We start from the raw sequence: 21,720 nt of genomic DNA, 5'->3' as shown, positions 1-21,720 counted from the left end.
GGTAGAAGGTGGCTACATGCGTGAAGATGAACTCGAGGAGATCGAGGAGTTGTGCTCTGCGGCCACTCCGGCGCCTTGGTTCGTTAGGACCTTGGACGATGACTCCGCCATGAATCTTGTGGCGGTGAGCACGGCTCCCGACACTGGTGCTGCCGAGAGGTGGCCGAACTTTGATCATCGAGACATGATTGCCGCAACTTTGGTTCAGCATCCGCGATACGTCGATTCTGGCGACGAACGCTGGGACGAGAACGCGGCCTTCATCGCAATGGCGCGGGAGGCTGTGCCGCGCCTTGTGGAAGAGGTTAGGCGTCTCCGGGCCCTGCTTGCAGGTGAGGGGAGTGGTCAATGATGGGCTATTCGGGCTTCATGGTCAATCGCGGAACCGGAGTCTGAATTCCGTCTTCTCGTTGGCCTGAGTGTACGGACGGCTAACCAAAGAGTGCGCAAGAAAGCAGCCCCCGCCGTTTTTTCCGGAGAGGGCTGCTGCGGCTTTTCGGGGCGGTCTGACGGCAGTAGTTGACGGCAACGTCAGCGGACGATGGCTCCGCACGGCGGCGGGTCGTAGCCGTCGTTGCGGGCCGGCTCATCGTTGGCGGGACCGTCCAGGGCGGTGCTGAGGGTGTCGATGGCCTCTCGTTGAAGGCGGAGTCGGACGTGGGCGTAGACGGTGGCGGTGACGCCGATGTGGGCGTGGCCGAGTAGTTCCTTGATGACGACGAGCTCGACGCCCTGCTCAAGGAGCAGGGTGGCCGTCGAGTGCCTGAGGTCGTGGAAGCGGATGCGTCGGAGGCCGGACTTGTCGAGGAGCACGAGGAAGGCACGGGTGAGGTTGGTGGGGTCGATCGGTTTGCCCTGCGGCGTGGTGAACACGTGCCCGGTGGCCGGTCGTTTGGCACCAGTTCTGTCCCGTTCCGTCTGCTGTAGTTCGCGGTGAAGCTTCAGCGAGTGGAGGCAACGGGCGGGGAGGGCGATGCGGCGTTCAGCGGCCCGGGTCTTGGTGGGCAGGGTGATGAGCCCACCCGCGTGGGTGCGTTGCAGGGTGCGGCGGATGGCGGCGGTGCCCGTGTCCAGGTCGAGGTCTTCCCAGCGCAGGCCGAGGAGTTCGCCCTTGCGGAGTCCGGTGTGGAGGGCGAGTTCGAACAGGACGTGCAGCCGGTGGCCTTGGGCTGCGGTGAGGAATTGGCGGGCTTCGTCGGCGGTGAGGGGTTCGAAGCGCCGGGGCCGTGGGGTGCCGGTGCGGACGTTGCGGGCGACGTTGCGCGGGATCTCCTCCTCGCGGACGGCATGCTCCAGGGCGGACTTGAGTACGGAGTGGATATAGGTCAGCGTCAGCGGGGAGAGCAGCTTGTGGCAGCACTGGCCGGTGGCGCAGCAGCGGGGCCTGTCGCGCCGGGCGTCGATGTCGCGCGTGCAGCACTGGCATGTGGTGCGGAGCTGGTTGAGCCAGGTGCGGACGTCCTTGGCGGTGAGCTTGGCGAGCTTCTTCCGTCCGAGGCCAGGGATGAGGTAGAGCCGGGCGACGGCGGTGTAGCGGGTGTGGGTGTTCTCGCGGAGGTGGTAGACGGCGACGTTCTCCAGCCAGTACGTCAGGTACGCGGCCACGCTGCCTTGCGCGGAGGGGACGGGAATGCCTCGGTTGCTGGTGGCGATCTTCTCGGTGAGCTTGGCCAGGGCTTCCTTCCGGGTGGTGCCGTAGACGCGGATGCGGCGACGGGTGTTGCCGGGGGCGAGGACGTATCCGGCGGCTTCCCAGCGGCCGTCCTTGCGCTGGTAGACGGTCCCGTCACCGTTGGCGCGCACGCGGCGGGAGGCGGGGGTGTCGCGGGGCGCGTTCATCAGGTGGCGGCTTCCTGTTCGAGGCGGGTGTGGATGAAGTCGGTGAGGGCGTGGGTGGGGATGCGGCGGGCGCGGCCGAGGGTGATCGAGGCGAGCTGGCGGGTGCGGAGCAGGTCGTAGACGGCGGAACGGCCGAGCTGGAGGCGGGCCATGACCTGGGGAACCGTCAGCAGTTCCTCCGGTGTGTTCGGCCCCTGGTGGGGCGCGGCGGGTGCATGTGTGGTCATCAGCAGCCCCCTTCGGCGATGAACTGCCGTGCGAGTTCTCTGCGGTGCCAGACGGCGGCGGCGAGGAGCCTGCCGCCGGGGCTGTAGCCGGTGCCGAGGTATCCCCAGTGCCCGACGACGAGGGTGGTGTCCGGGTCAGGCTCAGGCAGGCCGGCGTGGGCGCGGGCCTGTTCGGTGCGCCAGGCGCGGCGGGCGTCGCGCAGCGCGCCGAGGGTGGTGGAGTAGCTGCGGGACCTGGTGGAGAAGTGGCCCCGGAAGCCGAGCATGTGTGCCCACTTCCAGAGCTTGAGGTCGGCGAACTCTGGGCGTTTGCCCAGCTCCCAGCAGGTGCGGATCATCTGCCGGACGTGGCGTGCGACGGCGAGGCGGGGTAGCGGGCGGGCCTGGCCGGTGCCGTCGCAGGCGGTGCACGGGAGCGGGGTCCCGTGGGGTAGGAGGGTGGCGCCGCGGCCTTGGCAGGGGCGGCAGAACAGAGCGTGGTCGAGGGTGCCGGAGGCGTCGGCGGACTTGGTGGCGTACTTGGCCACGTAGGCGGCAACGGCCTGGTCGGTGAGTTCGGCGTCGGTGCCGAAAGTGGCGATCTCGCGCACGTCAAGCTGCTGGCCCCAGCCGAGTTCGCGTTCCCCGACCGCGTTCGAGGTGACGGAGATGCGGGCGCGCGGTGCGGCGGCCCTGATGGCATCGGAGAGCACGGCGGTGGTGGCGTACGACGGTGGTGCCTGGGTGCTGCCGTCGGGGCCGTCGAGTCGGATCACGGCGTGGAAGTGGACCAGGCCGCGCTTTTGGTACTCGGCGACCTTGGCGAAGGACACCCGCAACACCGCGCGGGCAGCCTTCTGGGTCAGGCCGAGCCGGGCGGCGAGCTCCCGCCGCAGGTAGGTCGTGAAGCGGGCCCACAGGGCGGAGGCGTGGGCGTTGAACAGGACCGCGCCCGCGTAGTCGTACGTCGCCGGGTTGAGCGGCGTGCCGAGCAGTGGGTCCGTGGATTCGTGGCGGGTGCCGCAGCGGCAAGGCCGGGTGGTGGGGCGGTTGTGTACGGGGCCGAAGGAGGGGGCGGTGAGGGTGGCGAAGACGCGGGGGTGGGTGCGGACGGTGTCGGGGACGGCCTTGCCGCCGGAGAGGCCGGCGCGGATGAGGTGGTATGTGTCGGCCGCGTAGAGACGGGAGCAGGCCGGGCAGCGGGAGGCGCGGCGGTTCCCGCACGCGGTCAGCAGGCTGCCCGTGGGCTCCTCGGAGGAGGTGTAGGAGCGCAGTACCTCGCCGGTGATGGTGTCGACGGTGGAGCTCTGGCCGGTGAGGCGGACGGGTTCGGTGCAGCCGCCGAGGTGTTCGATCTGCTGCTGTGCGCGGTCGAAGTCGGGGTGGTTGATCAGGTGGAGCAGGTCCCGTACGGCGGGGCTTGCCACGTGGCGCAGGTCCGGGGTGACCATTCGGGGCGTGTCCCTTCAGTTCGGGTGGGTGGGCCCGAGCAGCAACCAGCCACGTAGCGGGAAGGCGCGGTGGTGCTGCTCGGGGCATGACGAACCGGGCCCGTGGGCGGGCGTGGGTTCAGCGAGGGGGATTTCGCCGGTGAGGGCCGGGGCTCAGAGCTGAGCGAGTGCGGCGGCGGCCACCGGCAGGGCGACGCCCATGCGCGTGCCCAGGTGGGCGGCGCTGATCGATGTTCCGTGCTCGGCACGGTGGGTGTCCGCGATGCGCCGGGCCGCGTCCAGCAGGGCGATAGGCAGGACCGGGCCGGAGATGGGCCGGGCAGGCTTGGCGACGGCGACGGCGACGGTCGGAGTCGGAGCGGGCTCCAGCTTTTCGGCCGGGGAGGCGACGAAGTCCGGGAAGGGCGTCGGGAGTGCCGATTCGGGTGACGGTGCTACGTCGGGCACCGGCTCTGCGGCAAGGGTGGCGGCGGTGGCCTCCAGGTGCGGGGTGGGGTGGGTGACTGGCTGTTCTCTATCCGTTCGTGTGGTCGGTCGGATTCGAACGGGGTGCTGGATCGGGTGAGTTGGCTGGTGGGGTGGCATGAAGAGAGGGCCTCTTGGTAGCTCGCGGATGTCGAGTCCAGCGAGAATCAAGAGGTCCTGTTGTCGAAGTGTCGCGTGGTCGTGGTGGCCGGGTCCAGTCCGTCCACTCCTGGGTGTGACTGTCTCGCCCACAGGTTCGGGAACGCGGCCGACCGGCCGGAGCGCCGGCCCCGGTACGACTCGGACATGAGCGATGCCGAGTGGGCACTCGTGCGGGATCTGCTGCCGGTGCCGTCGTGGATGGCCGGGCGGGGCGGGCGTCCGGAGAGCTACTGCCACCGGCAGATGATCGACGCGGTGCGCTACCTCGTCGACAATGGCATCAAATGGCGCGCGATGCCCTGCGACTTTCCGCCCTGGCCGCGTGTGTATGCCTTCTTCGCCCGCTGGCGGGATGCGGGTCTGGTGGCCGAGCTGCATGACCGGCTGCGGGGAGCCGTCCGTGATGCGGAGGGCCGTGAGGAAGAGCCGAGTGCGGCGGTCGTGGATTCGCAGTCGGTGAAGGCGGACGCCACCGTCGCTTTCGCATCGCGGGGTTTCGACGCCGGGAATTATCTGGGGGCGTCGGTTATGGCGGGTCAGGCCGATCGGAGCTGGTGGACGGCTGTGTTGTAGGAGCTGAGGCCGGCGATAACTACAGGTTCTCCAGGAAGGTGAGCAGGCTGTCGGTGGGCCGATAGCGTTTGCTGGCGGTGTCGCGGGGTGCGGTGCGGGCCAGGGCCCGTTCCTTCATCGCCAGGTCGGCGTGCAGGTAGACGTCGGTGGCCTTGGTGCTCGCGTGTCCGAGCCAGAGCGCGATGGTGGAGGTGTCGACGCCAGCAGTCAGCAATGCCATGGCCGCCGTGTGGCGAAGAGTGTGCGGGGTGACGTTCTTGCTGGCCAGGGCCGGGCATCGCTTCGTGGCAGCGGGCAGGTACTTGCGGAGGATGTCGGCAACGGCGTCGCGGCTGAGGTGTCCGCCGACGCGGTTGGGGAACAGCGGGGCGTCCGGGGCTGCGTTTCGGGCGGTGATCCATCGCTGGAGCAGACGGGCGGTGGGTTTCGTCAGCGGGGTGCAGCGTTGTTTGCGGCCCTTGCCGGTGCAGCGCAGGTGGGCGCCCGTGCCGAATTCGGCGTCGGCGCAGGTGAGTGCGGTCAGCTCCGAGACGCGCAGTCCGCTTTGTGTCGCGACCAGCAGCAGGAGGTGGTCCCGTCGCCCCAGGAGGGTCGACTGGTCCGGGACTGCCAGCAGCGCCTCGGTCTCCTCGTGGCTGAGGAAGCACACGAGTGTGCAGTCGCGGCGCTTTTGCGGGATCGCCAGGACGCGCTGGATCAGCAGGGCGTGTTCCGGGCAGCGGTAGGCGGCATAGGCGAACAGCGAGTGGATCGCGGCCAGTCTGGCATTTCGGGTGGTCACGCTGTTGTTCCGGTCGTGTTCGAGATGGTCCAGGAAGCCGCCGACGAACACGGCGTCGATGTCGGTAAGCTCCAGCGCCGACGGCGGGCGGCCGAGTTGCCGGCGGGCGTACTCCAGCAGGAGGCGGAACGTGTCGCGGTAAGCCGCGACGGTGTGGGCACTGACCCGGCGCTGGGCCAGCCGTTCGGTGAAGAAGCCCTGCATAACAGGGGCCAGAGTGGTCACGGTGATTCCTTCCAGGTCCGGTCGAGGCGTTCGGCCGCGGCTGTCATCAACTGCGGGCAGGCGTGCAGGTACCAGTAGGTCGTGGCCGGGCTGACGTGTCCGAGGTAGGTGGACAGCGCCGGAAGCCGGTGGGCGACGTCGGCGTCGGCGGCGTACCAGTCCACCAAGGTGGTGACGGCGAACGTGTGGCGCAGGTCGTAGAGGCGAGGCTTGCCCGCGCCGGCCGGGGCCGTGATGGCGGCGGTCTTCAGCAGGCGGGTGAAGGTCTTGCTCGCGTTGGTGTGGTTGAGCCGGGTGCCAGCTCCGGAGAGGAAGAACGCCTCGGTGGACGGGCGCGGACACAGGTCGTCGCGTCGGCGCTGGTAGTCGGCGAGTTGCTCGACGGTGGTGGGGTGCAGTGGGACCAGCCGGGACTTGCCGAACTTGGTTCCCCGCACCAGCAGGACACCGCGGTCCAAGTCCAGGTCGGACCGGTCCAGTCCCATCGCCTCTCCGGTGCGGATCCCGGTCGCGGCCATGAGCCCGATGAAGGACCCGAACGTCGCCGCGCGAAGGGGGTGGGCCAGGTGCCGGGCCGCGTGGATCAGCGCGGTGATCTCCGCCTGCGCATACAGATACGGCGGCGTCGTTCGACCGGCGTCACGGGGCAGCAGGCCCGGCGGCGGGATCTCGGTGAGTTCATCGAAAGTCGCCAGAAAGCGGGCGAACTCGCGGACCACCGTCAGCCGGGCCGCCCACCAGGCCGCATCGGCTCCGTCCGGCAGCACGGCCCACTCCAGTGCGGCCTGGACCGTCAGGTGCGAGTCCCCGCGCTCCTCCAGGAAGCCGACGAACTGGCCGAGCATCCGGCCCTCGACCTTGAGTTTGTAGCCCAGGTTCCGGCGGATCGTCAGATAGCGTTCGGCGTGGTCCCGGATGCCGTTCACCGCTCACTCGCCGTCGGCCAGGGACGCACGACCGGTGCCAGCGCCGCCATGTCGACCTTGGCATAGATCGCCGTGGTGTCCTCGCTGTGGTGACGCAGCAGTTGCGTGACCTCGCCGAGGGTTCCGCCGCCGGCCAGCACCTGGCAGGCGGCGCGGTGTCGCAGTTGGTGCGCGGCAACGACAGGTATGCCGGCGCGGCGTGAAGCGCAGCGCGGCACCATGACCACGGACTGCCGTGCCATTGGCGCGTCCGGGCCGACGGTGCGCAGGAACACCTCGCGGAACACTGACGGCCTCCGGCCGTGGCGCAGCCAGTCGGCCAGCGCGGCGCCGACATCCGCAGGCAGCGGCATCCGGTCGACCCGTCCGCCCTTTCCCCGGACCACCAGTTCGCCGCCCCGCCAGTCCAGGTCCTCCAGACACAGCCGTGACACCTCGACCGCCCGCAGGCCCAGCCGTGCCATCAGCAGTAGAACCGCGAAGTCCCGCCGCCCCACCGCGGTGGTCCGATCGCAGCTTCCCAGCAGGACCGGCACCACGTCCGTGCCGGACGGCAGCCGGCTCAGCCGCCACCCAGAGACCGACGGCACCGCCCCGGTCAGGTCCCGGTCAAGGGCCGAGGTCACGAACAGGAACCGCAGCAGTGTCCGCAGACTCGACGTCACCCCCTTCATTGATCCGGTGGCGTACTGCCTCGAGGTGTCCAGGACGAAGCCGACCACCGACTCGGGGCTCAGCCGGTCCAGCCGAAGCCGGCCCTCGACGAGCTGTGCGGTCAGGAACCTGCGGGCAACGTCGACGCGCCCGCGAACCGTACGCTCGCCGAGCCGGCGCTCACGCAGCAGATAGCTGCGGTACTCCTCCAGCACACCCTCAACCGGGCTTTCGACCGTGCCGTGCTCCTGCGGCGGGATGGCACCAGCGTCCCGCAGAAAGCCGAGCATCAGCCGCAACGACCGGTCCGTCAGCCACCGTCGGTGCCCGGCGTCCCGCCGTGCCTGCACGAACTCCCCGACCCGCTCGGCGGTCAACTGCCCTGGATCCAGCCCTTCACGTTCCAGCCACCGACTCAGGTCCGCCAGTATGTATGCGCGATCCTCGGAGGACCGCGGCGTGAACCCGCGCTGCATCAACTCCAACCGGAACGGATGAACCAACAGGGCCAGCGGCCCCGACACTCGCACCGGATACCGACCATCTGTCGCTGCCTTAACCATGAGCGTGCCTCCTTCGAGAACCTCTTCGAAGGAGACCGCGCAAGGCCGCCGTTATGACATCCCTGTTCCGAATTCGCCAACGTCAGCCAGCCATAGCCACCCGAACCCGCCATAACCGACGCCCCCAGATAATTCCCGGCGTCGAAACCCCGCGATGCGAAAGCGACGGTGGCGTCCGCCTTCACCGACTGCGAATCCACGACCGCCGCACTCGGCTCTTCCTCACGGCCCTCCGCATCACGGACGGCTCCCCGCAGCCGGTCATGCAGCTCGGCCACCAGACCCGCATCCCGCCAGCGGGCGAAGAAGGCATACACACGCGGCCAGGGCGGAAAGTCGCAGGGCATCGCGCGCCATTTGATGCCATTGTCGACGAGGTAGCGCACCGCGTCGATCATCTGCCGGTGGCAGTAGCTCTCCGGACGCCCGCCCCGCCCGGCCATCCACGACGGCACCGGCAGCAGATCCCGCACGAGTGCCCACTCGGCATCGCTCATGTCCGAGTCGTACCGGGGCCGGCGCTCCGGCCGGTCGGCCGCGTTCCCGAACCTGTGGGCGAGACAGTCACACCCAGGAGTGGACGGACTGGACCCGGCCACCACGACCACGCGACACTTCGACAACAGGACCTCTTGATTCTCGCTGGACTCGACATCCGCGAGCTACCAAGAGGCCCTCTCTTCATGCCACCCCACCAGCCAACTCACCCGATCCAGCACCCCGTTCGAATCCGACCGACCACACGAACGGATAGAGAACAGCCAGTTACCGGGGTCGGTGTCGCAGACCGCGGCGAGTTGGCCGAACTGGGAGTCGGCCAGTCCCGGCACGTGGTCCTCCAGAGCCTGGTGGCCGAGCCCGATGACGGCTGCCTTCTTGCGTACGCTCATCGCGTTCACGCCCCTTGGCGAAAGCACGTCGGCCCGCCTGCTGCGGGCCGTGGCGTGCTCCAGAGCACCGCACTCGCTCCGGCCGCGGCAGGGGCGCTGCCGTGGGCCACAAGGCCGTTTGCATCTGGTGCAAAAGTGCTGTTGCTGCCCGGCGGCTCGGTCTACGGTGAGCGGGGGCCACCTCGGCGATCGACGGGGGCGTGGATGCCAGTCAGCGCGGCGCGAGTTGGATCCGAACGGCCAAGAGCGCATGGAGAGTTGATCCGCAGCAGGCGCCTGGCCCGGGGCTGGACACTCGCTGATCTCGGTGACCGAACCGGTTACTCCGCATCCCAGGTGTCCCGGTACGAGCGCGGCCTCTCACCGCTGACCGACGTCGATGTCCTGCGACGCTTCGCCGATGTGCTCGACATCGCACCCAAGGAGTTCGGACTCACCGCCGCTTCGCCCTCTGCGCCGACCCGACACGGATGCCCTGTCGCTCCTGGTCTTGCTTACCCGCGCCTTCCCGGCCCTGGTGTTCTGTCCACGGAGGTTGGTGACAGCGATCACTGACGTGTGATCTTGAAATGGGTGAGGGCCTTCTGGCTCGGTGTGGATTGCGACATCTGCACCGGCGACCAGAAAGGCCCTCATGCCGCACCGTAACGCACCGCTGACCGAGACCGGACGCCTGCGTCTGGCCCGCTGTGTCGTGGACGACGACTGGCCCCTGCGGCGGGCCGCGGAACGCTTCCAGGTCTCCGTGAACACCGCCAAGCGGTGGGCCGACCGCTACCGCCAGCACGGCGAGGCGGGCATGGCCGACCGTTCCAGCCGCCCGCACGCCAGCCCACGGCGGACCCCGACACGTACCGAGCGGCGGATCATCAAGGTCCGCGTGCTGCGCCGCTGGGGACCCGCCCGCATCGCGGGCCTGCTGCGGCTGGTGCCTTCCACCGTGCACCGGGTGCTGACCCGCTACGGCCTGGCCCGCCTGACCCACCTGGACCGGGCCACCGGCCGCGTCATACGCCGCTACGAACGCGCCAGGCCCGGCGAGCTGGTGCATGTGGACATCAAGAAGCTCGGCAACATCCCCGACGGCGGTGGCCACAAGGTCCTGGGCCGCCAGGCGGGCCGCAAGAAGCGTTCCGGCGCCGGCTACAGCTACATCCATACCGCCGTCGACGACCACTCCCGCCTGGCCTACAGCGAAATCCTCACCGACGAGAAGCAGGAGACCGCCGTCGCCTTCTGGCGGCGGGCGCAGGCGTTCTTCGCCTCCTGTGGGATCAGCGTCGAGCGCGTGCTGACCGACAACGGCTCCTGCTACAAGGCCCGTCTGTGGCGCGATGCCCTGGCCGCGGCCGGCATCACGCACAAGCGCACCCGCGCCTACCGGCCGCAGACCAACGGCAAGGTCGAGCGGTTCAACCGCACCCTGCTCGACGAGTGGGCCTACGCCCGCCCCTACCGCTCAGAGCAGGAACGACGCGACGCCTTCCCCGACTGGCTGCACACCTACAATCACCACCGCGGACACACCGCGCTCAAGGGTCAGCCACCCGCCAGCCGCGTTCCCAACCTCACGGGTCAATACACCTAGGGTGGGACGAACTCAGCGGGAGGACGGTGACGACCCAGTGCGGCGACGGAAGTTCCTGGCCATCTCGGCCGCGGCCACCGCTGGCGTCTCGCTTCCGGCATCGGGGGCAGCAACGGGGCAGGACATGCCGGTGGGAGAGCTTCTCGTTGGCCGTCTGCGGGATGCGATGCTTGGCATCGGCCAGGACAACGAGCTGCCGAGCCCCGAACAGTTACCCGTCGAACTCGCCCGCGTACACGCCGACTTCCACACCTGCCACTACGCTGGCCTCGCCCGCCGCCTGCCCCGCCTGATCCGGGCCGGACACGCACTCGGTTCCGATGCCGAGGGCGATCACCTCGACCTGCTGGGGCAGAGCTACCTGCTCGCGACTCGCATGCTCATCAAACTGGACGAGCAGCAGCTCGGCTGGATGGCGGCCGACCGCGCACGCCACGTGGCCGAAGCCGCCGGACACCCCCTCGCCGTGGCGGAAGCCGCCCGGAACCTCGCCGTGCTCGCCCGCCGCGCCGGCTGGGAAGAACAGGCGCTGTCGATCGCCCTCAACGCCGCCGACGACCCGGGCCTGCGCGCATCCCGCAGCGGCGCTGCCGAACGCGGCCTGCTGATGCAGTCCGCCGCGTACAGCGCCGCGCGACAGGGAGACAAGGCGGGGATGCGGGAGCTGACGGACGAGGCCGCGGCCATCGCCGAGGGAATCGGCGGCACCACCGCATTGCGCGATCACGGCGGCGCGGGTTCAGCCCCGCCACCGTCCAGCTCCATCGCATCTCCGCGGAGTTCTCTAGGTGCCTCTGTGTCTGTCAAGGGGTGACGGCAGGAGGACGGGCACTTCAGCTCGCGGCACCACCAGCGGCGCTTGTGCCACAACAGCACCAGCCCGCGCTCCCCGTAGGGGAGATCCCGAGGGCGGGTCCGGGCCGTGCCCTTCACTTTCCAGGCGAAGGCCCCGCACTCCGGTCAGGCGCGAGCCGCTTCCTCCGCGGTGGCCAGATGCACCCGGCGAGTGCCGTTCTCAAGCCGCTCGACCCGTATGACGGACACCCCGTCGAGGTCGAGCAGCAACGTCGTATCGTTGACCACGCCCGTGGCTCCCACATGATCGTTCTGCCTAGAGAACAGAAATGATCACTCAGGACCACGGGCTCCTTGCATCAGGGGGCACCAACGCCTCTCGCAGGTCACCGACCGTGACGAAAAGTCAGGGTGTCGGACGAGGCGCACCGCTCAGGATCGAAGACCCAGCAACCTTTGATCTTGGCCAGTGCTCGGGCGTTTACGCCGGGGGTGAGGGCCATCTCAAGAAAAGTGTGACTCGGGCCGAAGCACGGATCTGAACTGTTCAGCTCATCGCACGTGGAGTTTCTGCCGCTCGATGTACTGCCGTACGACGGTCAAGGGTCGTGCCCCTTGGCGTGGTGTAGGCGATCATTCGTCGGTGGCGGGCAGCAGGGTGGTCTTGTCCGGATAGAGGCTGTCCATGCTCTCGTTGGACAGGTAGCGGCGGGGGAAGGCGATCCACTCGTCGTGTAGTTCGATCAGGACGGCGGTGGCGAGGCGTTCGACGGCGGCGTCGTTGGGGAAGACCTGGACGACGTCGGCCCGGCGTTTGATCTCGCGATTTAAGCGCTCCAGCGGGTTGGTCGACTGGATCTTCTTCCAGTGCTGGTGGGGGAAGTCGGCGAAGGCGGTCAGCTCGTCCTTGGCGTCCAGGAGCATCTCCTTCACCTTGGGGAACTGCTTGCCGAAAGCCTCGGCGACGGTGTCGAGCTGGGCGCGGACCGAGACGGCATCGGGCTGGGCGAAGATCGTACGGATGGTCGCGGCGGCCATCTCGGCGTGCTGCTTCGGGATCACCGAGAAGACGTTGCGGACGAAATGAAGCCGTCAAGAATCAACCTGTTGCTTCGCGATCAGCGACTCGTTGGCCTGGTATGGCGATCACGGAGGAGATGCTGTCCCAACTCGACTGCCGTTTCTCGGTGTTGCTGCCGCATCTGAACGAACGGCAGCGCCGCTTGGCCGTGGCGGCCGAGGCGAGGCTGCTCGGACACGGCGGGATACGCGCTGCCGCCAGGGCGGCAGCCGTGAGCGAGACCACCGTGCGCCGGGGGATCGCAGAACTGGAGTCCGGTGTCGGGCCGCTGCCCGGCGGACGCATCCGCGCCGAGGGTGGGGGCCGCAAACTGGCCGAGGAACTCGACCCCGGCCTGGTGAACGCGCTGATGGCCCTGGTTGAGCCCGATGAGCGCGGCGATCCGGAGTCCCCGTTGCGCTGGACGACGAAGTCGCTGCGCCACTTGGCCGAGGAACTGGCCAGGCAGGGCCACCCGGTCTCCGCCCCGACAGTGGGGCGGTTGCTGAAGCAGGCCGGCTTCAGCCTGCAGGGCAACGCCAAGACCCTCGAAGGTACCCAACACCCCGACCGCGACGCCCAGTTCCACTACCTCAACGAGCAGGTCAAGCAGCACCAGGCGGCGGGCGAGCCGGTGATCAGCGTGGACACCAAGAAACGCGAGCAGATCGGCCGCCTGCCCATGGCCGGACGCGAGTGGCGCCCGAAGGGCGAGCCGGTGCAGGTCGAGGACCACCACTTCTTCTTCAGCGGACCGGACGTCGAGCAGGCCATCCCGTACGGGATCTACGACATCGCCCGCAACGCCGGCTGGGTCAACGTCGGCGTCGACCATGACACCTCCACCTTCGCCGTCGAGTCGATCCGCCGCTGGTGGAAGGCCCGCGGGCACGACGACTATCCGCAGGCCACCCGGCTGCTGATCACCGCGGATGCCGGCGGCTCCAACGGCTACCGCTACCGGGTCTGGAAGAGCGAGCTGGCCGCGCTGGCCGCCGAGACCGGCCTTGCAATCACCGTCTGTCACTTCCCTCCCGGCACCTCGAAGTGGAACAAGATCGAGCACCGGTTGTTCTCCCACATCACCCACAACTGGCGTGGACGCCCCCTGACCAGCCACGATGTCGTCGTCGAGACGATCGCCGCCACCCGCACCCGGGCCGGACTACGTGTCGAGGCCCGCCTGGACCGCGGTGACTACCCCACCGGCATCGCGATCAGCAAGGACCGATTCGCCGCCCTGCCCCTGGTCAAGCACGATGTCCACGGCCAGTGGAACTACACCCTGCTGCCCGAACCCGCCACGGCGCAGACCCCGCCCGCCACCGGGGAGGCACACGGCGTCGCCGAACGGCGTCGCGCGCTCCTGGCCCGCCTGGCCGACCCACGCCTGACCGGACTGAGCAGCACGCAACTCGCCGATCTGTGCACCGAGTTGGCCCCACTCCAGGCCGCCCGGTCCCAGGAACGCTACAGCGAACAGCGCGGCGGACGCGCCCGCCGGGCCACCGGAAAGCTACGCGGCAGCAAGCCGCTGTTCGACGACGCGACCCGGGTGCCGCTGACTCTCCTTTACCAACGGCAGGTGTGCTCGATGAAGCTGCTGAGCGACATGCTGGAGGTCACCCCCGAATGCGTCGGCCACCTCGTCGCCGAGACTCGCCGGGTCCTGGAGGACCATGGCCACCAGCCCGGATACGCCCCCACCCGCTTCACCACGGCGGACGCGCTGATGACCTTCCTCGACACCGACCAAACCCCGACGCGCACCCGGATCATGGAGAGCCTGTCCCATCCGCGCCTGACCGGCATGTCCCGCGAAGACCTGGAGGCACTCGCCCGCCGTCTCGCCCCACGCCAGCTCGCTCAGATCGAACGCGCCTCCTACCAGCGCCGGGGCACCGACCGCCAGCCGGGCAGCCGCGGCGGCGTCTTCCCTCAGAAGATCGGCGACAAGGAACGCGTCATCCTCGCCGTCCTCTACCTGCGGAAACTATGCACTCTGGACGTCCTCGCCGACGCGTTGGGCGACGTGAGCAGATCCCTGATCGGCAACGTCATCCGCGAGATCCGACCCCTGCTCGCGGAAGGTGGACTCCTCCCACCCCCGGCCACCACCCGCTACCGCACCGCAGCCGATCTCCTCACTGCCGCGCAGAGCGAACACGACACACCGACAGGTTGATTCTTGACGGCTTCAATGAACACGACAACGCTGGTGTGCGGCTCCGATCATGACCTTGCGGATCGCGGCCACCAGACCGCTGTGACTGTCGGAGATGACCAGACGGACCCCGCCCAGGCCACGTTCGCGCAAGGAGCGCAGGAACTCGCTCCAGAACGCCTCGGTCTCGCTGTCACCGACCATCACGCCCAGCACCTCACGGCCGCCGTCCTCGCTGATGCCGGTGGCGATGACCACGGCCTGGGAGACGATCCGGTGGTTCACGCGCACCTTGCAGTAGGTCGCGTCCAGGTAGAGGTAGGGAAAGCGGCTGTGGTCCAGCGGCCGGCCGCGGAAAACCGTGAGCTGTTCGTCCAGGTCACCGCAGATCCGTGAGACCTCGCTCTTGGAGATGCCGCTGTCCGCGCCGAGTGCCTTGACCAGGTCGTCGACCGAGCGGGTGGACACCCCGTGCACGTACGCCTCCATGATGACCGCGTACAGGGCCTGGTCGATGCGGCGCCGCCGTTCCAGCAGGCTGGGGAAGAAGCTGCCGCTGCGCAGCTTCGGTATCGCCAGGTCCAGGTCGCCGGCCTGGGTGGCCAGGGTCTTCTCCCGATGGCCGTTGCGGAAGGCTGTGCGGGCATCGGTGTGCTCGTTCCACTGGGCGCTGATGCGGCCGCTGAGCTCGGCCTCGATCAACTCTTGCAGCATGCGCTCGGCGACGTTGCGGACGAGCTCGATCCCGTCCGCCGTGCGTAGTGACTCCAGCAGGCGTTGTAGGTCAGACTGGGACAAGGCCATCGGGCACCTCCAGGGTTGAACTGGCCGTTCACCAGGGAGATTTGCACGGTGGCCTGCCCTATGCGCAGGGAGCGGAGACCATCACCGGATGCACGCCCCGGGCATCCGCCCGCGCACACCCGCACAGTGATCGCCTACACCATCACGCGGGACGCCATCCCAGTCGGCAAACCTGTGGCACGTGAGTACCGTCCCGGGCCAGGATGCGGCTATGCGTGATGTCCAGAGCGATCCCGAGTTGCAGGATCTGGTTCGGCGGTTCGTCACGCCTGATCGGCGATACCTTCGGTTAGGCGGGAGCGTTTTCCGGTTGAGCCCGGTTGAGCGCTCCGCGTTTGTGCGGGATCTGGCTCAGGCTGCGTACGAAATCACTCCGGCGGAGCTCGGCGTCCTCTTCGAGGCTGGGTGGCGCGAGCGCAAGACTGCCGCCTGGCTGGTTGCTGTGGCCCACAGGTCCGAGTTCCGCGAGCTCATAGGTCGACTCCTGCTGGCCAGCGAGGGGCCGTATGCGGGCGCGGCATACTGCGTCGCCCTTGCGAAGTTCGGTACTGCAGCGGATGCCGAACTGCTCAGCGCATACCTTGATCACTACTTGTCGCGTCCCGACCTCGACTACGACCAGGCAGTCGTCCTTGGGACGCTTCTGTACCTCGATGAGATTCTCGGCTCCGAGTACACGACACGGTTCCTTGCCCCGGCCGGTCCCTGGGACCGATGGCTCGAAGTCCGGGCCGTGGCGGCTCTCGACCCGAATGACTGTCGGCAGGCCGTTGGGCAACTGTGCGCTTTCGTCGACGAGACCGCTGAGGTCTTCGCTTCGCTGGCCTGCGGGAGCTGATCATGACCGAGCGGGACATCATCCTCAACGAACTCGCCCAAGGACTGCGCCCGATGTCACAGGGCATCGAGTGGTTCGACACCCACAGCCCGGAGGAGCAGGCCGAGATACTCCTGTTCCTGCGCCACCACTGCGTGCAGGCGCGCGCCGTCACCGAAGACGGACCGGAGAGCATCCGACGTGCCGGGCTGCGCCCGACGCACACCCCGGCGGTCTTGATCACCTGCGGCCCGATCGACCAGCAACTAGGGAAGATCGCCGGCCTCACCCCTGTCGACGAACGACGCAAGGCGTTCCGGCTACTGGTCGAGGTCCTCGCGGTCGCAGACGAACGGCGCCGCGAACGCTTCTGCTCCGGCGGATGCGGTCACTGGTGGCACAACCTGCCCGTCGCCGACGGGTGAGGACGAGTCTCCCGCCGCTGGCCTCCGCCCCCTAGGTGTGGGCATGGTGGCAGTGAATCTTGTCGGTGACAGGGTGACGACAGGAAGCTGGAAGTGGGCCGCAGCTGGCAAGGGCCTGGCGTGGGCCCTAGCGGGAGGGGCTGTGGCAAGGGGGCTCGCAGGAAGTTGGCGAGGTTCGGCTTTCATACGCACAGATCTCCGCATACGAGTAAAGCCTCATGAATTCATGGGCGGCCCGGTGCTGGTGACAGAGTGTGAGCTGGACGAGGGAAGGGTGCCTCGACCTGCGATGATTCAGCTTCTCTAGGACTGGATCATGGCGGGGAGGAGGCACCCTTCGGGTGTCGAAGCTTACCGAGTGGGCGGAGGGCCTGTTGCTGTCGGCGGGCGGGCGGAAGCTGGTGGGCAAGGCCGGGATCGTGCCGGTGCGCCGGCTGGCGGACAGGATCGGGCTGACCGATGCGCTGTCCTCGGCGCTGGTGCGCCGGGACTTCCACCCGGTCCACGACCGTGGCGGGGTGCTGGTGGCCGCGGCGTGCGCGGTGCTGCTGGGCGCCCGCTCGATCGCGGGCATCGACGTGATGCGGCAGGCCGCGCTGGTGCTCGGGCATCCGGCCTCGGCCTCCACGCTGTACCGCACGCTGGACGCCATCGGCCCGGTCCAGCTCGCGAAGATCACCTCCGCGCGGGCGAAGGTCCGCGCCCGCGTCCACGACCTGCTCGACCTGCGCCCGGGCGGCTTCCCCTGGATACGCGTGGACAGCCGACCGCTGACCGGCTGGACCGTGCTGGACATCGACGCCTCCTTCGTGCCCGCACACTCCGACAAGGAGGGCGCCGGGCCGCACCGCAAGGGCTTCGGCCTGCACCCGCTGCTGGTGTTCTTGGACAACACCGACGAGCACCTGGTCTGCCGTCTGCGCCCGGGCTCGGCCGGCGCGAACACCGCGAGCGACCACATCGACGTGGCCACCGAGGCAGTCCGGCAGTTGCCCACCCGCCGCCGACGCAAGGTCCTCTTCCGCGCCGACGGTGCCGGCTCCACCAAGGAGTGGCTCGCCTGGATCGCCTCCGGCGGCGGAAACAAGGCCAACACCTGGGAGTACTCGGTCGGGTGGACCCGGGACGAGGACTTCTGGAGTGCGCTGGCCAAGGTCCCCAAGGGCGCGTGGACGCCCGCGCTCGACACGAAGGGCACCCCGCGCGAGGACGCCGCCCTGGCCGAGATCACCGACCTGCTCGACCTCGGCGAATGGCCGCCGGGACTGCGCGTGACCGTGCGCCGCGAGCCCGTCCACCCCAAGTACGCGCGTGACCTCAAGCCCTACGAGATCGCCACCGGCTTCCGCTACCAGGCCATCGCCACCAACACACCCGGCCGCCAGCTGCAGTGGCTCGATGCCCGGCACAGGGTCCACGCGCACGTCGAGTCCGGCATTCGGAGATCGAAATCGCTGACCCTCACCCGGCTGCCCTCGTTCAAGTTCGCCCTCAACCAGGCCTGGTGCACCCTGCTCGCCCTGGCCATGGACCTGCTCTCCTGGCTGCAACTCCTCGCCCTGGACGGCAAGCTCACCAGGGCCGAACCCGCCACCGTCCGCAGCGAACTGTTCGACGTCCCAGCCAAATTGACCGAACACGCCCGACGCCGGGAGCTCAAGTTCGACCCGGACTGGCCCGCCGCACACCGGGCCGTCGCCGTGTGGGACTGCATCCAGGCCCTGCCCGATCCCGGCTGACCACCACACCGCCGCCCCGACACCCCGGAAGGAGACGACCAGCAGCACCCTCGGCCGGTGGAAGCCGACGCCGCCCGCGGCGACACGCGGCGCACCAGCCTGGCCGACAGCGATCACACCGCAGAACAAACGGCCATCAACCGAGCACTCCAGCCGAACCCCTCACACCGGCGTGCGCACGTGAATGATCGAGGAAAGACTGTGTCTGAGATGGAGAACGTCACCATCTATGGATACCGAAAGACCATTGACTGGGGAGCCACTCAGGGGAACATAAGCCTCAATCTCGCAAATTCAGGAACATTCTGTGGCGTGGGCGCCGCGAGCCCAGGGAATGTTAAGAAGTGGTGCTGAGAGCAACCCTGTTTGAACTTCTTGAACGGCCAGGAACAGGAGAGCGTAATGAAATCTGGAACGAGCCAAGCCGTACTCTGGCGACGTTCCTGGCCTATTTTTTGCGGGATCACAATCGTGGGAGTTGGAATTGGTTTTAGTGTTGCCGTATCCGTAGGTGACTTCCGGACTGGCTGGCAGGGAATACCAGTCTGCTTGGCGCTTGCGAGTATCGTTGGGCGAATCGCTAACTGCAAAGTGGTATTGCGTGACGATGCGCTCCTGGTGGTTAACCCTCTGCGGACTCATGTGATTCCGAAAACAACGATCCGCAACGCCTCCGTCGGCGGTGACGGAACGCTGGAAGTGCACTTTGGTGAAGACCGCACTATCTCGGTTTTTGCGTTCGGGGGCTCTCTCATCGACCGATTTAGATTCAAGCGGTGAGGCGGCTCGGAGGATCACCGACTGGCTACATTCAGGTCGCGCGGTAGATGATGCCAAGGCCACCCCGCAGGTCCGCTGGACACGGTGCGCGCCTGCCGATTTGTCTCTCATCCTAGGTGCCGTGATAGCTGGCGTAGGTGCGATCTGGGTGGCGCTCAGCGGCAGTTGATAGATGTTCCATCGCAGAAACCCTTCACAAGGCCGACATCGCCACCCAGTTAACCCGGCCTACGGCATCTCCACCCACTTGACTGACCCGCAGGCAGGTTTGCCGCAGGCACCCTAAGAAGGGCCGAAAATGGGTCACTGCCCGCTACTTCCGCCGACTCAACCCGCACCTGGACAGCGGAATCGCTCGATCGAGTTTACGTCGCATAGTCAAAACGACGTATTGGTCGGCCGACGGTCGTGTCGTTATCCATGGATACACGAGAGCGATCGACTGGGCAGTGACTCGAGGTAACGCTGCCACGAACACTGCATTCAACTTCGGCTTCTGCGGTGCAGGGAATTACAGCACAGGAAAGGCTGTGGGGTCGTGCTGACGCCGAATTTCTACATACTGCAATTCAGGCTCCGAGCACAGGGGGTACTCAGTCGCCGTTCTTTCTTGCTCATAGGTCCCGTTGCTTTCCTCTCGGTGTCGGCCGCGGAGCAGAACTCGTGGGCCCAGGCACGGATCTGACCGGCACTCGGCCAGGCACGGTCCGGCAGCGGTGCGCGGGCGAGCAGCTGGCGCAGCTCCTCGCGGATGTCACCGTCGGGGGAGTCCGTCGAGGTTTTGCACGGCCGGCCTTGGGCCCTGCTCAGGGCTGTTGATGGCTTTATTCGCCGTGGTACAGGCGTTGCGGGTCGATCAACTGAAGGTGGTGGGGGTCGTGCTCGGCGAGAGCGTGCAGTTCGTCGGTGAAGCCCGCGCCGCTGTAGCAGTGCAGGCGGGTGGTGTCGGTGGCGATGCCACGGTCGATGAGGAGGGAGCGGATGTGCTGGAGGCGTTCCAGGTGTCCCCTGCCCATACGGTCGTTCCATTTGGCTTCGCCGATGGCGAGCAGCACCTCGCGGCCCTCGCCGCTGTCTCCGTGGACGGCGACGTCGACTTCGTGACTGGTCCTGGCGGCGGGGTCGTTGACGGTTCCGGCGGCCACCCGGGTGGCCTGTCCGCCATGGGTTTCGGGGCTGGCGTGCCAGCGGGCCCATTGACGGCAGACCTGTTCGAAGTGCGGGCCGACGACCTTGCTGCGGAAGGTGGACTGGGTACGGCGCCAGACCGTGGGGGCGCGTCCGGGGCGTTCCAGATCGCCCCAGGCCGGGCGCATGACCGCATGGTAGAAGGCGACGAGGGGCTCGGCGATGCGGTAGGCGGACCGGTTGCGGCGGAAGGCATCCGCCTCGTGGGTGATCATGCCGACGTCCTGGAGGACGCTGAGCGGGTGGGCCAGGTCGGTGGACTTGCGGCCGAGGTAGTCGGCGATGCCGCCCCGGGCGGTGTTTCCGGCGGCGATGGCGGCCAGGACGGAGTGGTAGAGCGCGGTGTCGTGCAGTTCGGGTTCCTCGGCGAGCAGGTAGCGGGCCTCGCGGAAGAGCGGGCGGGCGGGGTTGAGGACGGCGCGGGTGACCCAGGCGTCGAAGTCGTCCGCACCGGCGGGGGTGTCGCCCTGGGTGAACTCGCGGCGGTAGGCGGGGGTGCCGCCGACGATGGCGTTGGTGAGCAGTGCGGTGCGCGGGTCGGTGATCTCCCAGAACTCGGCGGCGAGGCGGAAGTCCAGGGTGGGGACGATGAGTTCGAGGCCGGCGCGGCCGCGCAGCGGGGCGTTGCCGGCCAGGAGTCCCCCCATGAAGGACAGGGCGGAGCCGCACAGCAGGAGCCGTACGGGGGTGTTGGTGTGCTGGGCGGCGGGGTCGAGGGCGCGCTGGATGATCGAGGGCAGTGCGGGGGAGGCCTTGGCGAGGAAGGGGAACTCGTCGATGACCGCGGTGGTGGGGCGGCCCTGGTCGGCGCTGCGCATCAGTTCCGTGACGGCCTCGTCCCAGTGCAGGAAGCGGAACGGGGTGCTCTGGCCGCGGTGGTGGGCCAGGGCCTGGCCGAACTGGCGCAGGGCGTCGGCCTCGGTGGTCTCGGTGGCGGTGAACATGAAGCCGCCGCTTGCGTGGGTGAGGGCGTCGAGGAGGAAGGTCTTGCCCTGGCGGCGGCGGCCGGAGACCACGCCGAGGGCGGCGCGGGGGCCGGGCAGGGCCGCGAAACGGGTGAGCTCGGCCCATTCGAAGTCGCGGTCGAACATCTCGGCGGGCTTGTGCACAACGCCCCTCTCTAGGGTAGTCGCATTTATTATAGCTACACCTATACAATCACGCCATCCAGGTCTGCTCACGTGGCGGGTGATGCCCTCGGTGTAGGCCCCGGGCCGAGATCACCTCCAGGGCGTCGCCCGCAGTCCCCTCCTGGTGGGTGTGCTGGTGTGTGAGGGTGTGCCAGCGTCGTTCGAAGTCGGGAGTCAGCTGGGTGATGTGGTCGGTGGTGATGGGTTTGTTGTATTGGGCAGTGATGCCGTGGGCGGTGCATTCTTTTGCGATGGTTTGTGGGGTGGGTGTGGTGTTGTGCTGACGGTGCTGGGCCCAGAGGTGGTAGATGCGGAAGGGCAGGAGGTAGCGGCGCAGGGTGGTGGGGCTGAGGGGGTGGCCGCCGCGGCCGTGGATGTCTTTGGTGGCCAGGTGTGCGGAGAGCTGTTCGGCCATGCGGGTTGAGGTGAGTGTCTCGTCACCGTGCTCCGACTGGAGTTCGCTCCAGGCGAGGTAGTAGCGGTCGACGGTGGTGA

General features: G+C 68.1%; 21 protein-coding genes and 3 pseudogenes. 9 read left to right on the top strand and 15 right to left on the bottom strand.

From position 1 onward, the window contains the following. Nucleotides 1-16 precede the first annotated feature (16 nt). On the top strand, nt 17-352 hold the full coding sequence (locus ACJ9NR_RS39525) for a hypothetical protein (RefSeq protein WP_007505730.1): 336 nt from the start codon (nt 17-19) through the stop codon (nt 350-352). A 179-nt stretch (nt 353-531) separates the two neighbouring features. On the opposite strand, the gene ACJ9NR_RS39520 is transcribed toward ACJ9NR_RS39525, so the two are convergent. The 4 genes from ACJ9NR_RS39520 to ACJ9NR_RS39505 all read right to left on the bottom strand — a co-directional run bounded on the left by ACJ9NR_RS39520 (nt 532) and on the right by ACJ9NR_RS39505 (nt 3,943). Further along, the gene (locus ACJ9NR_RS39520; RefSeq protein WP_412494729.1) at nt 532-1,839 is read right to left on the bottom strand and encodes a tyrosine-type recombinase/integrase; all 1,308 of its coding nucleotides are present in this window, start codon (nt 1,837-1,839) and stop codon (nt 532-534) included. Then, entirely contained in the window at nt 1,839-2,066 is a 228-nt protein-coding gene (locus tag ACJ9NR_RS39515) for a helix-turn-helix domain-containing protein (RefSeq protein ID WP_412494728.1), read from the bottom strand. The genes ACJ9NR_RS39520 and ACJ9NR_RS39515 overlap by 1 nt, the downstream gene beginning before the upstream one ends. Continuing rightward, nucleotides 2,066-3,496 carry a replication initiator gene (locus tag ACJ9NR_RS39510; protein ID WP_412494727.1) on the bottom strand — a complete coding sequence of 477 codons (1,431 nt, stop codon included), beginning with the start codon at nt 3,494-3,496 and terminating at the stop codon, nt 2,066-2,068. The genes ACJ9NR_RS39515 and ACJ9NR_RS39510 overlap by 1 nt, the downstream gene beginning before the upstream one ends. Nucleotides 3,497-3,649: 153 nt before the next feature. Continuing rightward, nucleotides 3,650-3,943, bottom strand: a complete 294-nt coding sequence (locus tag ACJ9NR_RS39505; RefSeq protein WP_412494726.1) for a hypothetical protein — start codon at nt 3,941-3,943, stop codon at nt 3,650-3,652. A gap of 324 nt (nt 3,944-4,267) precedes the next feature. On the opposite strand from ACJ9NR_RS39505, the gene ACJ9NR_RS39500 reads away from it, so the two are divergent. Next, nucleotides 4,268-4,696 (top strand): transposase, encoded by a 429-nt coding sequence (locus ACJ9NR_RS39500; RefSeq protein ID WP_412494725.1) that lies wholly within the window; start codon nt 4,268-4,270, stop codon nt 4,694-4,696. Nucleotides 4,697-4,715: 19 nt separating this feature from the next. Here the strand turns inward: ACJ9NR_RS39500 and ACJ9NR_RS39495 are convergent, their stop codons facing one another. From ACJ9NR_RS39495 to ACJ9NR_RS39475, 5 genes are all read right to left on the bottom strand, one after another. Further along, complete coding sequence (locus tag ACJ9NR_RS39495; protein WP_412494724.1) at nt 4,716-5,702, bottom strand: tyrosine-type recombinase/integrase; 987 nt, start codon at nt 5,700-5,702, stop codon at nt 4,716-4,718. Further along, entirely contained in the window at nt 5,699-6,628 is a 930-nt protein-coding gene (locus ACJ9NR_RS39490; RefSeq protein WP_412494723.1) for a tyrosine-type recombinase/integrase, read from the bottom strand. The genes ACJ9NR_RS39495 and ACJ9NR_RS39490 overlap by 4 nt, the downstream gene beginning before the upstream one ends. Further along, a complete protein-coding gene (locus ACJ9NR_RS39485) occupies nt 6,625-7,845 on the bottom strand; it encodes a tyrosine-type recombinase/integrase (RefSeq protein ID WP_412494722.1) in 1,221 nt (406 codons plus the stop codon). Before ACJ9NR_RS39485 ends, ACJ9NR_RS39490 begins: the two co-directional genes overlap by 4 nt. After that, nucleotides 7,758-8,342: a transposase gene (locus ACJ9NR_RS39480; RefSeq protein WP_412494721.1), complete on the bottom strand. Its 585-nt coding sequence runs from the start codon at nt 8,340-8,342 to the stop codon at nt 7,758-7,760. The genes ACJ9NR_RS39485 and ACJ9NR_RS39480 overlap by 88 nt, the downstream gene beginning before the upstream one ends. A 165-nt stretch (nt 8,343-8,507) precedes the next feature. Continuing rightward, on the bottom strand, nt 8,508-8,735 hold the full coding sequence (locus ACJ9NR_RS39475) for a hypothetical protein (RefSeq protein WP_412494720.1): 228 nt from the start codon (nt 8,733-8,735) through the stop codon (nt 8,508-8,510). Between the two features lie 204 nt (nt 8,736-8,939). Here ACJ9NR_RS39475 and ACJ9NR_RS39470 point away from each other — a divergent pair, with 204 nt between their 5' ends. The 3 genes from ACJ9NR_RS39470 to ACJ9NR_RS39460 all read left to right on the top strand — a co-directional run bounded on the left by ACJ9NR_RS39470 (nt 8,940) and on the right by ACJ9NR_RS39460 (nt 11,137). Further along, nucleotides 8,940-9,290, top strand: coding sequence for a helix-turn-helix domain-containing protein (locus ACJ9NR_RS39470; RefSeq protein ID WP_412512788.1), 351 nt, complete (start codon nt 8,940-8,942; stop codon nt 9,288-9,290). Nucleotides 9,291-9,369: 79 nt separating this feature from the next. After that, nucleotides 9,370-10,323 (top strand): IS481 family transposase, encoded by a 954-nt coding sequence (locus ACJ9NR_RS39465; RefSeq protein ID WP_412512787.1) that lies wholly within the window; start codon nt 9,370-9,372, stop codon nt 10,321-10,323. A gap of 130 nt (nt 10,324-10,453) precedes the next feature. After that, the gene (locus ACJ9NR_RS39460) at nt 10,454-11,137 is read left to right on the top strand and encodes a hypothetical protein (protein ID WP_412512786.1); all 684 of its coding nucleotides are present in this window, start codon (nt 10,454-10,456) and stop codon (nt 11,135-11,137) included. Here the strand turns inward: ACJ9NR_RS39460 and ACJ9NR_RS39455 are convergent. From ACJ9NR_RS39455 to ACJ9NR_RS39445, 3 genes and pseudogenes are all read right to left on the bottom strand, one after another. Beyond that, nucleotides 11,047-11,271, bottom strand: a pseudogene (locus ACJ9NR_RS39455) (transposase family protein); the annotation flags it as partial. The gene ACJ9NR_RS39460 and the pseudogene ACJ9NR_RS39455 sit on opposite strands and share 91 nt — an antisense overlap. A 12-nt stretch (nt 11,272-11,283) precedes the next feature. Next, complete coding sequence (locus ACJ9NR_RS39450; protein ID WP_412494823.1) at nt 11,284-11,406, bottom strand: hypothetical protein; 123 nt, start codon at nt 11,404-11,406, stop codon at nt 11,284-11,286. Between the two features lie 345 nt (nt 11,407-11,751). Further along, nucleotides 11,752-12,210, bottom strand: a pseudogene (locus tag ACJ9NR_RS39445) (transposase); the annotation flags it as partial. A 47-nt stretch (nt 12,211-12,257) separates the two neighbouring features. On the opposite strand from ACJ9NR_RS39445, the gene ACJ9NR_RS39440 reads away from it, so the two are divergent. Continuing rightward, nucleotides 12,258-14,363 carry an ISAzo13 family transposase gene (locus ACJ9NR_RS39440; RefSeq protein ID WP_412494822.1) on the top strand — a complete coding sequence of 702 codons (2,106 nt, stop codon included), beginning with the start codon at nt 12,258-12,260 and terminating at the stop codon, nt 14,361-14,363. A 15-nt stretch (nt 14,364-14,378) separates the two neighbouring features. On the opposite strand, the pseudogene ACJ9NR_RS39435 reads toward ACJ9NR_RS39440, so the two are convergent. Continuing rightward, nucleotides 14,379-15,146 (bottom strand): annotated as a pseudogene (locus tag ACJ9NR_RS39435) (IS256 family transposase); the annotation flags it as partial. A gap of 211 nt (nt 15,147-15,357) precedes the next feature. Here ACJ9NR_RS39435 and ACJ9NR_RS39430 point away from each other — a divergent pair. From ACJ9NR_RS39430 to ACJ9NR_RS39420, 3 genes are all read left to right on the top strand, one after another. Continuing rightward, on the top strand, nt 15,358-15,984 hold the full coding sequence (locus ACJ9NR_RS39430) for a DUF6000 family protein (RefSeq protein WP_412494821.1): 627 nt from the start codon (nt 15,358-15,360) through the stop codon (nt 15,982-15,984). 2 nt (nt 15,985-15,986) lie between these two features. Then, the gene (locus ACJ9NR_RS39425; RefSeq protein WP_108999122.1) at nt 15,987-16,388 is read left to right on the top strand and encodes a DUF5958 family protein; all 402 of its coding nucleotides are present in this window, start codon (nt 15,987-15,989) and stop codon (nt 16,386-16,388) included. Between the two features lie 341 nt (nt 16,389-16,729). After that, nucleotides 16,730-18,127, top strand: coding sequence for an IS1380 family transposase (locus ACJ9NR_RS39420; RefSeq protein ID WP_412494820.1), 1,398 nt, complete (start codon nt 16,730-16,732; stop codon nt 18,125-18,127). 1,604 nt (nt 18,128-19,731) lie between these two features. Here ACJ9NR_RS39420 and ACJ9NR_RS39415 read toward each other — a convergent pair. Together ACJ9NR_RS39415 and ACJ9NR_RS39410 are read right to left on the bottom strand one after the other, a co-directional pair. Further along, nucleotides 19,732-21,186 carry an AAA family ATPase gene (locus ACJ9NR_RS39415; protein ID WP_412494825.1) on the bottom strand — a complete coding sequence of 485 codons (1,455 nt, stop codon included), beginning with the start codon at nt 21,184-21,186 and terminating at the stop codon, nt 19,732-19,734. A gap of 67 nt (nt 21,187-21,253) precedes the next feature. Next, nucleotides 21,254-21,720 (bottom strand): hypothetical protein (locus tag ACJ9NR_RS39410; RefSeq protein WP_412494819.1); only part of this gene is annotated, 467 nt, incomplete at its 5' end.

Origin of the sequence: Streptomyces sediminimaris, from assembly GCF_047049295.1 — a bacterium.
Classification (GTDB): Bacteria; Actinomycetota; Actinomycetes; order Streptomycetales; family Streptomycetaceae; genus Streptomyces; species Streptomyces sediminimaris.
Note: the sequence above shows the minus strand (reverse complement) of the source record. Positions and strands in the feature narration are given on the sequence as shown.